Raw genomic sequence first — 14,007 nt, 5'->3', positions numbered from 1 at the left:
CGCGGAGGTGCGGGTGGTCGGGGCAGAGCGATGGGCGACGGTTCGGCAAACGATGCCTGGCTCGGTCGGACAGTCGCCGCCCCCCGCCCGGACCCGGACCAGACAGCTCCGTCGGTGCCGCGAACGCGAATGGGAAAGGCATTGAATGCCCCCTCCATGACAGGGGGACGCCTTTCAGTCGGTTATGGAGGCTTCTCGTACGCAAGGGGATGACGACGGCAAGATCGTCTTCGGGAATTTCTGCCCAGGAGGCTCCGCGCACGCAAGGCAATGACTCCGGTCGGCGCACACACGCAACGTCATTCCCGCGAAGGCGGGAATCCATGTCTTCGGCCGCTGGCGGAGGGATCCCCGTCTTCACGGGGATGACTCGATCCGGCGCGCACGTTCGGTGCATGCATCCGCTCGCGACACCGGATCGCCAGACCCTCCTCACCCATCCGGATCATCCCGTCCAGTCCTTGGCGTCCTTGCCCTTGGGCTTGACGCGGGAGGCCTTGAGCTTGCGGGTCCAGAGGTTCAGGCGTTCCTCGTGGCCCTGGGCCTTGGGCTGGTAGAAGGTGCGCCCTTTGAGCTCCGGGGGGAGGTAGTCCTGGTCGACCCAGGCTTCGGGGTAGGCGTGGGGGTATTTGTAGCCCTGGCCGTAGCCCCATTCCTTCTGCAGGCTGGTGGACGCGTTGCGCAGGTGCAGGGGCACAGGCTTGGGGCCGTTGGTGCGGATTTCCTTGATGGCCGAGAGGTAGCCGGCGTAGGCCGAGTTGCTCTTGGGCGCCAGGGCGAGGTAGACCGTCGTCTCGGCCATGGGGATCCAGCCTTCGGGCATGCCGATGCGCTCCACGGCCTGCTCGCAGGCCACGGCCAGGGGCATGGCCATGGGGTCGCCAAGGCCCACGTCCTCTGCCGCGGACAGGATGAGGCGGCGGCAGATGAAGCGCGGGTCCTCGCCCGTCTCCACCAGGCAGGCCAGGTAGTACAGGGCCGCATCCGGGTCCGATCCGCGGATGGACTTGATCAGGGCCGAGGCCAGTTCGTAGTGCGAGTCCCCCTCGCGGTCCCCGCGCAGCACGATCTCCGGCAGGCGCGCCTTGAGGTGCTCCAGTTCCAGTTCCTTTTCCTCGAGTCCCGAGGCGAACTCCACCAGATTGAGCATGGTCCGCGCGTCGCCGCCCGAGAGGGTGGCCAGCAGCTCCAGGCTCTTCTCCGGGATGGCCGTCCCGAGCTTGTCCGTGCCCCGCTTGCCCACGTCCACCAGCTCCGCCATGCCCAAGGACCGCAGCCGCAATACGTGCAGCCGCGAGAGGAGCTGGCGCGTGACGCTGAAGGACGGGTTCTCGGTGGTCGTGGCGATGAGGGTCAGCTCGCCGGTCTCCAGCAGGGGCAGGAAGAAGTCCTGCTGGGCCTTGGAGTAGCGGTGGAGTTCGTCGAGGATGAGGATCTCGATGTCCTGGATCTGCTTGCGCAGGGCCGTGATGCCGACCTCCGGCGCGCTCAGGCGCAGGAAGGGCCTCCCCGTGTGCTGGGCCAGGAGCAGGGCCACGGTGGATTTGCCGCAGCCGGGCGGGCCGAAGAGCAGCAGGCTCGGCAGGCTCTTGGACTGCATGAGTGTCCGCAGCCGCTGGCGGAAGTGGCTCTGGCCGATGAAATCGTCGAGGGACTGGGGCCGCAGGGACTCGGCCAGGGGGCGCTTCTGGGACACGCTCCTAGGCCTCCAGGACGTTCTGCACGCAGTCGAGGACGGTCTGGGCCTCGCGGCCGCGGGCCGACAGTTCGACGGAACGGCTTTCTTCCTGCACGGTCCAGGTCATCACGATGTAGCTTTCGGGAACGGCGTCCGGCGGGAGATGCTCGGCCCATTCCACCAGGCAGAAGTGGTCGGGGGCCAGGAGGGTCTCTTCCAGGTCCGCGCTGAAGCCCTGGCCGGTGGTGCGGTACAGGTCGAAATGCCCCACGGGAGGCACGGTGGGATAGAGGTTCAGCAGGTTGAAGCTCGGGCTGCTGACCTCAGCCTTGTCGCTCCCTGGCAGGGCCTGGACCAGTTCGCGCACAAACGTGGTCTTTCCCGCGCCCAGGGGGCCGTGCATGAGCACGGGCGGAAGGAAGGGGCTCCCGTCGATGCAGGCCGCCAGGGTCCGGGCCAGCCTGGCGGTCGCTTCGAGGGAGGTCAGGACGATGTTCATGACTTCGGCATAAGGGTTCTGATGATGTCCTGCATGCCGACCACGCCCACCAGCAGGCCGTCGCGGGTGACGGGCAGGGTGTGGAACTTGCGGTCGACCATGAGGGTCGCGATCTCGTCGATGGTCGTGTCCGGAGAGACGGTCACGACCTTGGTGCTCATGGCATCGGCCACCTTGGAGGCAGCGATGCGCTTGACCTCGGCTTCCAGCAGGGCGGTGGAGGACAGGGGCACGAAGCCGTCGAGCAGGGTGAAGAGCGAGGGGATGGGCAGGCTCTTCTGCATGCGTACCAGGTCGGACTGGCAGAGGATGCCCACCAGACGGTTGTCGGCGTCGACCACGGGCAGCCCGTTGACGCCTTTCTCGATGAGGGTTTTCGCCGCCTCGGTGATGTCGGCTTCGGGGCTGATGGTAACGACCGCCGTGGTCATGATATCTTGAGCTGTACGCATTTTTTCCACTCCTTCAGGGCTGTTGGCAGATGATCGGCGATTTCGAGGGGGGTGTTGCCCCGGTCCGGGAATTCCTCTGCGAGCAGCGTGCCCGCATACCCGTGCCAATACACGCCGATCTGCGCGGCGGTCAATGGCGGCAGTCCACGGGCCAGAAGGCTGCCGATGACGCCCGAGAGCACGTCGCCCGACCCGGCGATGGCCAGGTTGGGCGCGCAGAAAGGCGAGATGGCGATGGGGTCCTGGTGTCCGGCGACAATGGACGCGGCCCCCTTCAGCACGAGGTTGACCCTGTGTCCGAAGGAGAACTCCCTGGCGTAGCGCGGTCTGGCCAGGTTGATTTCGCGGGGCGTGACGCCGAAGAAATTGGCCATTTCTCCCGGATGCGGCGTGAGCACCGCGTCGGGGCCCAGCCGTTCCAGCAGTTCGGGGCGTCTGGCCAGCAGGAAGAGCGCGTCTGCGTCGAAGAGAGTCTCGGGATGGGGTTCGGCAAGGTAGCGCTCCAGAAATTCGGCGGCACCGTCGGTGCGGCCCAGTCCGGGCCCGAAGACCACGGCCGAGAAGCGCTGCAGGTGCGGGCGCAGGGAGTCGAGGCAGGCGGCGTCCCAGTTGTCTCCCTGGCCCAGGCCGATGGTCATGACCTCGGGGAAGCTGCCGTAGAACGCGGTCAGGGCTTTGGGGCAGGCGATGCTGACCAGCCCCGCCCCCGAGCGGAAGGCGGCGCGCGCCGCGAGCATGGGCGCTCCCGTCAGGCCCGGCGAACCGCCGAGCACCAGCAGATGTCCGGCCTCGCCCTTGTGCATGGTCGCGGAGGTTTCGGGCAGCACCTTCACCAGGTCCGGCGCCAGGGCGATGTGGGACGCGGGGTGGCTCTGCTTGATGTGCCGGGGGATGCCGATCTTGGACGTGACGAGCTTGCCGACGTGCGCTTTGGCCGGGGGCAGGAAAAGGCCGAGCTTGGCCTCCTCGAAGGTCACGGTCAGGTCGGCCTTGACGGCCACGGGCATGGGTTCGCCGGTGGCGCCGTTCAGGCCCGAGGGGATGTCCAGGGACAGGACGAAGGAGCGCTTGCCGAGCTTATTTATGGACTTGATCCAGGACTGGGCCGCGGGGCTCAGCATGTCCTTGAAGCCGGTGCCGAAGAGGCCGTCCACGATCAGGTCGATCTTGGGCAGGGCGTCGAGCTCGTACTCGGGGAGGTAGTAGCAGGGGATGCCCATGCTCTCCGCCAGCCGCAGGTGGTAGGCGGGGTCGCTGGTGTACGCGGTCGGGAGCTTGGAATGCAGGATCAGGACCCTGGCCCCGAGATTGAAGAGATGGCGGGCCAGGGCGAAGGCGTCGCCGCCGTTGTTGCCCGGGCCGGCGAAGACCATGGCCGAGATGTCGCGCACGGGGCCGAACTCTTTTTTCAGTGCGTAGAGCGCCGCCCGGCTGGCGTTCTCCATGAGAATCGTGCCGGACAGGCCGAATTCCTGCATGGTCAGGCGGTCCCAGCTGGCCATTTCCTCGGGGGTGGGCAAATGGATGACCATCGAGTCTCCTCGTCGTGCTGTCGTTGCCCGGCTCTCGCGCCGGCGGTGAAGGCCTCGGTTCGCGTTTCCGCCCGTCCTTGCCACGAATCGCGGCACTATGCCAGTCATGATCTTTATGTCACGATCTCGCGCAAGGCGGAAAATTATTCTTGACTCCGCATCGCGAGTTCTCCAAAAAAAAGGGCTTGCTGGAAGGTGTCGTCATGACAGCGCCCCGGCAGAATTCCACGTCAGGAGGGGCCATGAACGATACCGCAACCCAGCAGTCACAGGCACCCGTGGTCCGGTTGCGGAACGTGAGCAAGGTCTACGACGGCCAGCACGCCCTGTGCGATGTGTCGCTGGACGTCCAGCGCGGCGAGTTCCTGACCATCCTCGGTCCCTCGGGCTGCGGCAAGACAACCATCCTGCGCCTCGTGGCCGGCTTCGAGAACTCCACCTCGGGTTCCATCGCCATCGACGGCCGCGACGTCACGGGCCTGCCCCCGGAGCGGCGCAACGTCAACACCGTCTTCCAGAGCTACGCCCTCTTCCCCCACATGAACGTCTTCGACAACGTGGCCTTCGGGCTGCGCATGAAGCGCCGCCCGGCCGACGAGATCGCCAGCGAGGTGGGCGAGACCCTGCGTCTGGTGCAGCTCGAAGGCTTCGAGGGGCGCATGGTCGGCAAGCTTTCGGGCGGGCAGCAGCAGCGCGTGGCCATCGCCCGCGCCATCATCAACCGGCCCCTGGTCCTGCTGCTGGACGAACCCCTTTCGGCCCTGGACTACCGCCTGCGCAAGCAGATGCAACTGGACCTCAAGCACCTCCAGCGCAAGCTCGGCATCACCTTCGTCCTCGTCACCCACGACCAGGAGGAGGCCTTCTCCATGTCCGACCGGGTGATCGTCATGAACAACGGCGTCATCGAGCAGGTCGGCACGCCCGTGTCCGTCTACGAGGAGCCCCGCAACCTCTATGTGGCGCGCTTCGTGGGCGAGATCAACATCATCGACGCCGAGGTGGTCGAGCCGGGCGACGGGCGGGCACGGGTGCGCACCGGCGGGCTTGACGTGTTCATGCGCACGGGCCACGCCTTCAGGGCCGGCGAGAAGGCGCACATCCTGCTGCGCCCCGAGGACCTGCGCGTCGAGACCCTCAAGGACCTGGCCGAGGACCCGGAACTCGAGGACTCCTTCGCCCGCGGCCGTTCCATCGTCGGCACCGTGGAGGAGACCATCTACAAGGGCGCGACCTACGACGTCGTCGTGCGCCTGGACGCCGGCGGGGTGGTCACGGCCACGGAGTTCTTCAACGAGGACGACGAGACCGTCTATTTCCGCGCCGGCGACCGCGTGGCCGTGAGCTGGGTCGAGGGCTGGGAAGTGGTGCTGCCGTATGAAAAATGACGGCTTCTTCAAACGCGCCGTGATCATCGGCACCGTGGGCTGGATGACCGTCTTCGCCTTCGTGCCCAACATCCTCGTCTTCCTGGCCAGCTTTTGCACCACCTCGACCGAGAATTTCATCGAGCCGGCCGCGACCCTGCGCAACTACGCGCGCCTCATGGACCGGACTCACCTGGACATCCTGCTGGGGTCCCTCAGGCTCTCTGGCCTGGTCACGGCCATCTGCCTGCTGACGGCCTACCCCTTCGCCTCCATCCTGGCCCGCGCCAGGAAGCCCGTGCGCAATACCCTGCTCCTGCTGGTAGTCATCCCCTTCTGGACCAACTCCCTGGTGCGCACCTACGCCATGACGGCCATGCTCAACTCCAGCGGCATCGTGAACAACGTGCTGCTGTCCCTGGGCCTCATCGACGAGCCCCTGGCCATGATGTACACGCCCGGGGCCGTGGTCCTGGGCCTGACCTACACGCTGCTGCCGTTCATGATCCTGCCCCTCTACGCGGCCCTGGAGCGCCTGGACCGCCGCTATCTCGAAGCGGCCCGCGACCTCGGCGCGAGCCCCTGGCGGGCCTTCTGGCGCGTGGTCGTGCCCCTGACCATGCCGGGCATCGTCTCGGGGTGCATGCTCGTCTTCCTGCCGGCCATCGGCATGTTCTACGTGTCCGACGTGCTGGGCGGGGCCAAGGCCATGCTGCTGGGCAACTTCATCCGCGACCAGTTCCTGACCACCCGCGACTGGCCCCTGGGCGCTGCGGCCAGCGTGACCCTGACCGCGCTCATGGGCCTCATGCTCCTGCTGTACTGGAAGAGCGCGGCCCGCCTGGGCCGGGAGGCGTCCTGATGCGAACCCTGCGCACGGTCTACGCCTGCCTGGTGTACCTCTTCCTGTACCTGCCCCTGGCCGTGATGGTCATCTATTCCTTCAACGACTCGCGCTTCTCCATGGCCTGGAAGGGCTTCACCCTGGACTGGTACGTCAAGCTCTTCGGCAACACGAGCCTCATGCAGGCCGCCCTGCACTCCCTGCTCATCGCCGTCCTCGCGGCGACCTGCTCGAGCATCCTGGGCACCTTCATCGCCATGGCCCTGCACCGCTGGCGCTTCCCGTCGCGCAAGGTCATCCGCACCTCGCTCTTCGTCATGATGATGTCGCCGGACATCGTCATCGGCATCTCGCTCCTGGTCCTGTTCATGGCCCTGTCCCTGCCTCTGGGGTTCTGGACCCTGCTCATGGCCCACGTGACCCTGTGCGTGCCCTTCGTGGCCATCACGGTCTTCGGCCGGCTGCACGGCTTCGACCCGCACGTGGTGGAGGCGGCGCGCGACCTGGGGGCGGGGGAGTACGAGGTCTTCCGGCACGTGGTCCTGCCCATGATCTTCCCGGCGGTCCTGGCCGGGTGGTTCCTGAGCTTCACCCTGTCCGTGGACGACGTCATCATCAGTTTCTTCACCACCGGCCCGACCTTCGAGGTCCTGCCGCTGCGCATCTACTCCATGGTCCGACTTGGCCTCAAACCCGAGGTCAACGCCCTGTGCGCCATCATGATCCTCATAACCGTTGTGGCCGTCATGCTGTCGCAGCGCTTCCTCAAGGAGAAACCATGAAACGTCTCGCCTTCCTCGCCCTCTGCCTGCTGCTGGCCTCCCAGGCCATGGCGGCCTCCAAGGAACTCTACGTCTACAACTGGTCGGAATACATGCCCGACAGCGTTCTGGAGGACTTCACGAAGGAGACCGGCATCAAGGTCGTCATGTCGACCTACGACAGCAACGAGGCCCTGTACGCCAAGGTCAAGATGGTCGACGCCAAGGGCTACGACCTCATCGTCCCCTCGACGGACTTCGTCTCCCGCATGCGCAAGGAGGGGCTGCTCCAGCCCATCGACAAGTCCAAGCTGTCCAACTTCGGCAACCTTGACCCCAAGCTTCTGAACCAGGCCTTCGACCCGGACAACACCTACAGCGTCCCCTACATGTGGGGCTCCACGGTCATCGCCATCAACGCCAAGGACCCGGCCGCCGCTTCGGTCACCTCCTTCGCCGACCTCTGGAAGCCCGAACTCAAGGGAAAGATCCTGCTGCCCAACGACATGCGCGGGGTGCTGGGCATGGGCCTCAAGCGTCTCGGGTACTCCCTGAACGAGACCGACCCGGCCAAGGTCGGCCAGGCCTGCGAGCTGCTCATGCCGCTGATGGCAAGCGTCCGCGTCTTCGACTCCGACTCCCCCAAGCAGGCCCTGCTGAACAACGAGGTCATGGCGGCGGTGCTGTGGAACGGCGAGGCCTACATCGCCTCCGGCGAGAATCCCGACATCAAGTTCGTCTACCCCACGGAAGGCTTCAGCCTTTGGGTGGACAACCTCTGCATCCCCAAGAACGCGGCCAACGTCGAGAACGCCCACGTCTTCATCGATTACCTCCTGCGGCCTGAGGTGGCGGCCTTCATTTGCCAGGAGATGGGCTACTCCTCCCCCAACCTGGCGGCCAAGGACACCCTGCCCGAGGACGTGCGCACCAACGCTCTCGTCTATCCGGCGGCCGAGGACATGGCCCGTGGCGAGTTCGAGACCGACCTCGGCGAGGCCGTCAAGGCCTACGAGCAGTGTTGGATGAAGCTCAAGACCGAATAGCCGCGTGGCGGCCAAATGAAAAATCGGCGTTGCCCCGCGTGGGGTGACGCCGATTTTTTTTGCCTTCCGCACGGGAAGGGCCGTTCATCCTCAGGAGAAGCCGCCCCGCGGGGCGCATGTCGACTCGGTTTGCCGGCCGGGCTGTGCGGCGCAGGCCGAGACCAGCCTGACCACGTTTTCGGACGAGCCGCAGCGCGGGCACGCCGGCATGTCCTCGTGCGTGGCCGGAAGGATCTCCTCGAAACAGAATTGGCAGGTTTTGCATTGGAATTCATAGATGGGCATGGTAGAAATCCAAGGGTGAGCGCCCCGGGCGGGGCGGTTTGCGGTGACGGGTACGAATCAATCGAAGGAGGTAATCATGGATCCTCAATTGCGCAAGCGCCTGGACGACTTTTTCGACGTGGGGTTCGGCAAGACCACCGGCATCGACACGGCCCTGGAGATCACCAAGATATACGCCGGTTCCGCCGCCGCGGACCCGGAGAAGATTCCGGACCTGTTCGTGCGTCTGGTGCAGCTCTTCGAACCGAACCTTGACGTGCGCGAGTGAGCCGGATTGACAGCCCCGGTATTCTCGGCAATGAAATCCGCTTTTGCGGATTTTTTCCTGAAGAGGGTGCAATGAGTTTCTCCGTCAAGGATCTACTGCGCGCGCAGGTGGCCCCGGCCCTGGGGTGCACCGAGCCCGTGGCCGTGGCCCTGGCCGCCGCGGCGGCCGCCGCTGTTCTGCCGGGCCGTCCCGAGCGCATCGACCTGTGGGTGGACCCCAACATCTACAAGAACGGGTTGGCCGTGATCATCCCCGGCACCGGGGGCCTGAGCGGCCTGGACCTGGCCGGGGCCCTGGGAGCCTTCGGCGGGAACCCGGCCTTGGGCCTGGAGGTCCTCGAACCCCTCACGCCCGAGTCCGTGCAGGCCGCCCGCACCCTGGTCCGCGACGGTGGGGTGACCCTGAACCTGCTGCAGGACCAGCGCGGGCTCTTCATCCGCGCCGAGGTTTTCGACGGCTCCCACGTGGCCGAGGCGGTCATCCGCGAAATGCATGACAACGTCGTCGGCGTGAGCCTGGACGGCCAGCCCTTGCCCCTGGACACGGCCTCGCCCCGCGCCGCGGCCAAGGCCGACGTTTCGCGGCTGGAAGCCTGGATCAAGGCTCTGACCCTTGAAGACCTGGTCCGTCTGCTGGACGACCTGGACGACGAGGACCGCGAGTTCCTCATGGAAGGCGTGCGCACCAACATGCGCCTGGCCGAGCACGGGCTCAAGTTCGGGCCTGGGCTTGGCATCGGCAAGGCCCTGGACCGGCTGGTGCGCCAGAAGCTCATCTGCCGCGACATGGTCCTGGCTGCGCGCATCCTGACTTCGGCCGCGTCCGACGCGCGCATGGGCGGGGTCAAGCTGCCGGCCATGAGCTCCGCCGGCAGCGGCAACCACGGCCTGACGGCCATCCTGCCCATCTGGGCCATCCGCGACTTCATCGTGTGCGACGAGAAGACGGTGCTCGAGGCCATGGCCCTGAGCCACCTGGTCACGGCCTACGTCAAGGCCCACACTGGCCGCCTCTCGGCCATCTGTGGCTGCTCCGTGGCGGCTGGGGCCGGGGCCAGCGCCGGCGTGGCCTACCTGCTTGGCGGGAACTTGGCGCACATCGCCGGGGCCATCAAGAACATCATCGAGGATCTGGCCGGGGTCATCTGCGACGGGGCCAAGGCGGGATGCTCCCTCAAGCTGGCCACGGCCGCGGGCACGGCCGTGCAGTCGGCCCTTTTTTCGCTGCAGGGCGTCAACGTCCTGCACACGGACGGGATCATCGGCGCCTCGCCCGAGCAGACCATGCAGAACATCGGCACGCTCAGCACCGAGGGTATGATCGAGACCGATCGGACCATTCTGAAAATCATGCTGGAGAAACGGTTCTCGGGGTTCTGACCCCGGACATTCCGGCGCTTTCAAGGAGAAAAAACCAATGAACATATGCATCGTCGGGACCGGCTACGTCGGCCTGGTCTCCGCAGCCTGTTTCGCTGAAATGGGCAATACCGTGACCTGCGTGGACATCAACCCCGAGGTGGTGGAGCGCCTGAAGAAAGGCGAGGTCCACATCTACGAGCCGGGCCTGGAGCCCATGGTCCGCCGCAACGCCCAGGAAGGTCGCCTGACCTTCACCACGGACCTGGCCGAAGGGCTGAAGGACAGCCTTTTCATCTTCTGCTGCGTCGGCACGCCCGAAGGAGAGGACGGCAGCGCCGACCTGCGCTACGTGCGCCAGGTGGCCCGTCAGGTCGGGCAGCTGATGACCGACTACAAGATCGTCGTCGACAAATCCACGGTACCCGTGGGCACGGCCGACAGCGTGCGCGCCATCATCCAGGAGGAACTGGACAGGCGGGGGCTCAAGATCGAGTTCGACGTGGTCTCCAACCCCGAGTTCCTGAAGGAGGGCGACGCGGTCAACGACTTCATGAAGCCTGACCGCGTGGTGGTCGGCACGGACAACGTGCGCACGGCCGAACTTCTGAAGACCCTCTACGCCCCTTACGCCCGCAGCCGCGAGAAGATGATCGTCATGGGCGTGCGCAGCGCCGAGATGACCAAGTACGCCGCCAACTGCATGCTGGCCACCAAGATTTCGTTCATCAACGAGGTCGCCAACATCTGCGAGAAGGTCGGGGCCGATGTGCGCGACGTGCGTCACGGCATCGGGGCCGACCACCGCATCGGCTACCAGTTCATATACCCGGGCGTGGGCTACGGCGGGTCCTGCTTCCCCAAGGACGTCAAGGCCCTCATCGGCACGGCCAAGGGCGCGGGCTACGAGCCGCAGCTCCTTTCGGCAGTGGACGAGGTCAACGACCGCCAGAAGACCGTCATCGCCCGCAAGGTCGAGGCCTATTTCGCCGAGCAGGGCGGGGTGGCCGGCAAGACCCTGGCCCTGTGGGGCCTGGCCTTCAAGGCCAACACCGACGACATGCGCGAGGCCCCGGCCCTGGAGCTTATCCGCCACCTGACGGGTCTGGGCATGAAGGTCCGCGCCTTCGACCCAGTGGCCGGTCCCAATGCCCGTCGCATTCTGCAGGACAACCCTCTGGTCGAGATCTGCGACGACCAGTACGAGGCCCTGCACGGCGCCGCCGCCCTGGCCGTGGTCACGGAATGGAACCAGTTCCGCAACCCGGATTTCGCCAAGATGAAGAAGGCCCTCTCGGCCCCCATCCTCTTCGACGGCCGCAACCTCTATTCCCCGGCCCTCATGGCGGCGGAGGGGTTCGCGTATTTCTGCGTGGGCAGATAGGCCGCATTCATCAACCCGCCATCCCGAGCCCCGACCGGTACTTTCCGGGCGGGGCTCTTTTCGTTGCTTGCAAGAGGGGCATGTCTTGTTGCCCCGAGATCGTCCGCACGGTCCTCTTCGTGTGGGTGAGTTGAAGGGGGATTTTTCGTTAACTCTGTGCAATATGTTGTAATTAATATATAAAAATATTTAATGAAGGCATTTGCGCGTTGACAGCACCTATCCCGTGGGCTAGTTTCTGCCACATAATTGTCATTCTTGTGTCACAATTCCGTAACACAGGGCCATGTGGAGCCCGAAGGAGGATGCGTTGATGAAAAGGTTGGTGGTTGTGCTTGCGATGCTGCTTTTCCCGGCCCTGACGGCCATGGCGTCGGACGACGCCGCGGCCAAGGCCGAGGGGACGGCGACGTTCTACGCGAACATCACGGCGGTCGAGCCCATCATGGAGGCCTTCGGGGCGGATACCGGGATCAAGGGGCAGTACACCAGGATCTCGACCTCGAAATTCGTGGCTACCATCATGACGGAATTCGAGGCGGGCAAGCTCATGGCAGACGTGGTGCAGGGACCGCTTCCGGTTCTTGAAATCCTCAAGGCCAAGGGCGTGCTGGCCCCCTACAGCTCCCCGGCGGCCGCCGGCTATGCCGAGTGGACCAGAAAGGACGACGCCATCCAGCTGTTCGGCATCGAATACGTCGGCCTCATCTACAACAAGGAGCTGGTCAAGGCCGCCGACGCTCCCAAGCGCTACGAGGACCTGGCCGACCCCAAGTGGAAGGACAAGATCGTCATGGCCAACCCGGCCAATCACGCCACGACCATCTCCTGGCTGGTGGGCCTCAAGGACAACATCTTCAAGAGCGAGGAGGAGTGGCGGGCCTTCCTGAAGGGGCTGGCGGCCAACAAGCCCATGTTCGTGTCCTCCTTCGGCCCGACTCCCGCTCCGGTCGAGAGCGGTGAAAAGCTCATCGCCATCTCCATGCCCAAGTACATCATCACCAAGGCTCCGGCCCCGCTGGACTGGGCACGGCTGGAGCAGCCCCTCTTCGGCACGCCGCGCGCCATCGCCGTGACCTCCAAGGCTCCGCATCCCAACGCCGCGCGCGCCTTCGTCGACTATTGGCTGTCCGGCAAGGCCATGGGCATGCTGGCCAAGGACGTGGGCGAGTACGTTCTGGCCCCCGGCGTGTTCCCGCCCATCGACGGCATGGACCAGGCCAAGGTGCTGCCCATCAAGGACCTCTCCGACGAGGAGATCCAGAAGTGGGGCGACGAGTTCAAGACCATCTTCGACGTGCAGTGACCCGGAGCGACCGTCCCGGCTTTCGGGCCGGGCGGCCGCGCTTCGGCGTTTCCGCGTGAACCGCCTCCCCCCTTCAACCGGAACTTGAGTCCCGCCGGGCCGGATGCGCACCGGCAGGCGGCCAACGGGATCACATCATGGAGATTCGGATTCAAGGCGTCAGCAAGCATTATTTTTCCGAGGGCAAGACCATCAAGGCCCTGGACAACGTGGACGTGACCATCCCCTCAAACCAGATTTTCACGCTCCTGGGCCCCAGCGGCTGCGGCAAGACGACCCTGCTGCGCTGCATCGTCGGACTGGAGTCTCCCGACTCCGGCGAGATATCCATCGGCGACGAGATTGTCTGGTCCAAGGACAAGGGCATCTACGTGCCCACGGAGCGGAGGGGGCTCGGCATGGTCTTCCAGACCTACGCCATCTGGCCGCACATGAACGTCTTCGACAACGTGGCCTATCCCCTGCAGACTCGGGGCACGCCGCGTGACGTCATCCGGCAGAAGGTGGAGAAGACGCTCAAGTTCGTGCAGTTGGAAGGCTTCGAGAAACGCCCGGCCACCAAGCTCTCGGGCGGGCAGCAGCAGCGCGTGGCCCTGGCCCGCGCCCTGGTGGCCGAGCCCAAGGTCATCCTTTTCGACGAGCCCCTGAGCAACCTCGATGCCAAGCTGCGGGAGGAGACGCGCAAGGAGCTGCGCACCTTCCTGACGGAGCTGTCCATCACGGCCGTGTACGTGACCCACGACCGCATCGAGGCCCTGGCCCTGTCCGATTCCATCGCCGTCATGCGCGCCGGCCGGATCATCGAGCAGGGCTCTCCGCAGAAGATCTATTTCGACTCGGACCATCGCTTCGTGGCCGACTTCATCGGCCGGGCCAACCTGATCCCGGCCAAGGTCGCGAGCCAGCAGGACGGTTCGACGGTGGTCGAGAGCCCCCTTGGCGCCATCACCTGCCAGCAGCGGGATTTCGCCGTGGGCTCCGAAGTGACCCTGTGCATCCGCCCCGAGTTCATCCGTGTCGTCCCCGGGGAGGGGGAGGGCGGAGCCAACACCGTCCGCGGCAAGGTCGATTCCCTGGTCTTCATCGGCGAGGCCTTCGAGATGGAGGTCGTGGCCGGCGGCGAGCGCCTGCTGGCCAAGGTCGACGCCGATACCCGCATTCAGGAGGGCGACGCCATGCACTTCACCCTGGACCCGGCCCACTGCATGCTGGTCGGCGCCTGAGGGG

General features: G+C 65.6%; 13 protein-coding genes and 1 pseudogene. 9 read left to right on the top strand and 5 right to left on the bottom strand.

Going from position 1 to position 14,007, the window contains the following annotated elements:
- Positions 1 to 445: 445 nt before the first annotated feature.
- From ACYQ3G_RS12270 to ACYQ3G_RS12255, 4 genes are read right to left on the bottom strand one after another with little or no spacing between them, the layout of a single operon-like run.
- A complete protein-coding gene (locus ACYQ3G_RS12270) occupies positions 446 to 1,696 on the bottom strand; it encodes a replication-associated recombination protein A (RefSeq protein ID WP_459826100.1) in 1,251 nt (416 codons plus the stop codon).
- A gap of 4 nt (positions 1,697 to 1,700) precedes the next feature.
- Positions 1,701 to 2,177 (bottom strand): tRNA (adenosine(37)-N6)-threonylcarbamoyltransferase complex ATPase subunit type 1 TsaE, encoded by a 477-nt coding sequence (gene tsaE / locus ACYQ3G_RS12265; protein ID WP_459826099.1) that lies wholly within the window; start codon positions 2,175 to 2,177, stop codon positions 1,701 to 1,703.
- Positions 2,174 to 2,629 (bottom strand): CBS domain-containing protein, encoded by a 456-nt coding sequence (locus ACYQ3G_RS12260; RefSeq protein ID WP_028576118.1) that lies wholly within the window; start codon positions 2,627 to 2,629, stop codon positions 2,174 to 2,176. The genes tsaE and ACYQ3G_RS12260 overlap by 4 nt, the downstream gene beginning before the upstream one ends.
- Positions 2,605 to 4,161 carry an NAD(P)H-hydrate dehydratase gene (locus ACYQ3G_RS12255; RefSeq protein WP_459826098.1) on the bottom strand — a complete coding sequence of 519 codons (1,557 nt, stop codon included), beginning with the start codon at positions 4,159 to 4,161 and terminating at the stop codon, positions 2,605 to 2,607. The genes ACYQ3G_RS12260 and ACYQ3G_RS12255 overlap by 25 nt, the downstream gene beginning before the upstream one ends.
- 242 nt (positions 4,162 to 4,403) lie before the next feature.
- Here ACYQ3G_RS12255 and potA point away from each other — a divergent pair, with 242 nt between their 5' ends.
- Genes potA through ACYQ3G_RS12235 form a run of 4 tightly spaced genes read left to right on the top strand, consistent with a single transcriptional unit; the run spans position 4,404 to position 8,179 of the window.
- Positions 4,404 to 5,549, top strand: coding sequence for a spermidine/putrescine ABC transporter ATP-binding protein PotA (gene potA, locus ACYQ3G_RS12250; protein WP_459826097.1), 1,146 nt, complete (start codon positions 4,404 to 4,406; stop codon positions 5,547 to 5,549).
- Positions 5,539 to 6,390, top strand: a complete 852-nt coding sequence (gene potB / locus ACYQ3G_RS12245; RefSeq protein ID WP_459826096.1) for a spermidine/putrescine ABC transporter permease PotB — start codon at positions 5,539 to 5,541, stop codon at positions 6,388 to 6,390. The genes potA and potB overlap by 11 nt, the downstream gene beginning before the upstream one ends.
- Positions 6,390 to 7,154, top strand: coding sequence for a spermidine/putrescine ABC transporter permease PotC (gene potC / locus ACYQ3G_RS12240; RefSeq protein ID WP_459826095.1), 765 nt, complete (start codon positions 6,390 to 6,392; stop codon positions 7,152 to 7,154). Before potB ends, potC begins: the two co-directional genes overlap by 1 nt.
- Positions 7,151 to 8,179: an extracellular solute-binding protein gene (locus ACYQ3G_RS12235; RefSeq protein ID WP_459826094.1), complete on the top strand. Its 1,029-nt coding sequence runs from the start codon at positions 7,151 to 7,153 to the stop codon at positions 8,177 to 8,179. The genes potC and ACYQ3G_RS12235 overlap by 4 nt, the downstream gene beginning before the upstream one ends.
- Before the next feature lie 90 nt (positions 8,180 to 8,269).
- On the opposite strand, the gene ACYQ3G_RS12230 is transcribed toward ACYQ3G_RS12235, so the two are convergent.
- The gene (locus ACYQ3G_RS12230) at positions 8,270 to 8,464 is read right to left on the bottom strand and encodes an FmdB family zinc ribbon protein (RefSeq protein ID WP_028576124.1); all 195 of its coding nucleotides are present in this window, start codon (positions 8,462 to 8,464) and stop codon (positions 8,270 to 8,272) included.
- 76 nt (positions 8,465 to 8,540) lie between these two features.
- Between ACYQ3G_RS12230 and ACYQ3G_RS12225 the strand changes: the two genes are divergently transcribed.
- The 5 genes and pseudogenes from ACYQ3G_RS12225 (at position 8,541) to ACYQ3G_RS12205 (ending at position 14,003) form a co-directional block, all read left to right on the top strand.
- Complete coding sequence (locus tag ACYQ3G_RS12225) at positions 8,541 to 8,732, top strand: hypothetical protein (RefSeq protein ID WP_028576125.1); 192 nt, start codon at positions 8,541 to 8,543, stop codon at positions 8,730 to 8,732.
- 71 nt (positions 8,733 to 8,803) lie between these two features.
- The gene (locus ACYQ3G_RS12220; protein WP_028576126.1) at positions 8,804 to 10,111 is read left to right on the top strand and encodes an L-cysteine desulfidase family protein; all 1,308 of its coding nucleotides are present in this window, start codon (positions 8,804 to 8,806) and stop codon (positions 10,109 to 10,111) included.
- Positions 10,112 to 10,136: 25 nt separating this feature from the next.
- A pseudogene (locus ACYQ3G_RS12215) lies at positions 10,137 to 11,474 on the top strand (UDP-glucose dehydrogenase family protein); the annotation flags it as partial.
- A gap of 313 nt (positions 11,475 to 11,787) precedes the next feature.
- On the top strand, positions 11,788 to 12,780 hold the full coding sequence (locus ACYQ3G_RS12210) for an ABC transporter substrate-binding protein (RefSeq protein WP_459826093.1): 993 nt from the start codon (positions 11,788 to 11,790) through the stop codon (positions 12,778 to 12,780).
- Between the two features lie 137 nt (positions 12,781 to 12,917).
- Positions 12,918 to 14,003, top strand: a complete 1,086-nt coding sequence (locus ACYQ3G_RS12205) for an ABC transporter ATP-binding protein (RefSeq protein WP_459826092.1) — start codon at positions 12,918 to 12,920, stop codon at positions 14,001 to 14,003.
- Positions 14,004 to 14,007 lie beyond the last annotated feature (4 nt).

The organism is Desulfomicrobium salsuginis, from assembly GCF_054657795.1.
This window is presented reverse-complemented; position numbering and strand designations above follow the sequence as displayed.

Bases quoted from the DNA above. Each gene is read 5' to 3' on its own strand.
- ACYQ3G_RS12220 (WP_028576126.1), top strand. From the start codon at position 8,804: ATGAGTTTCTCCGTCAAGGATCTACTGCGCGCGCAGGTGGCCCCGGCC.
- potA (WP_459826097.1), top strand. From the start codon at position 4,404: ATGAACGATACCGCAACCCAGCAGTCACAGGCACCCGTGGTCCGGTTG.
- potB (WP_459826096.1), top strand. From the start codon at position 5,539: ATGAAAAATGACGGCTTCTTCAAACGCGCCGTGATCATCGGCACCGTG.
- ACYQ3G_RS12205 (WP_459826092.1), top strand. From the start codon at position 12,918: ATGGAGATTCGGATTCAAGGCGTCAGCAAGCATTATTTTTCCGAGGGC.
- ACYQ3G_RS12230 (WP_028576124.1), bottom strand. From the start codon at position 8,464: ATGCCCATCTATGAATTCCAATGCAAAACCTGCCAATTCTGTTTCGAG.
- ACYQ3G_RS12255 (WP_459826098.1), bottom strand. From the start codon at position 4,161: ATGGTCATCCATTTGCCCACCCCCGAGGAAATGGCCAGCTGGGACCGC.
- tsaE (WP_459826099.1), bottom strand. From the start codon at position 2,177: ATGAACATCGTCCTGACCTCCCTCGAAGCGACCGCCAGGCTGGCCCGG.
- ACYQ3G_RS12225 (WP_028576125.1), top strand. From the start codon at position 8,541: ATGGATCCTCAATTGCGCAAGCGCCTGGACGACTTTTTCGACGTGGGG.
- ACYQ3G_RS12235 (WP_459826094.1), top strand. From the start codon at position 7,151: ATGAAACGTCTCGCCTTCCTCGCCCTCTGCCTGCTGCTGGCCTCCCAG.
- ACYQ3G_RS12210 (WP_459826093.1), top strand. From the start codon at position 11,788: ATGAAAAGGTTGGTGGTTGTGCTTGCGATGCTGCTTTTCCCGGCCCTG.
- ACYQ3G_RS12260 (WP_028576118.1), bottom strand. From the start codon at position 2,629: ATGCGTACAGCTCAAGATATCATGACCACGGCGGTCGTTACCATCAGC.
- potC (WP_459826095.1), top strand. From the start codon at position 6,390: ATGCGAACCCTGCGCACGGTCTACGCCTGCCTGGTGTACCTCTTCCTG.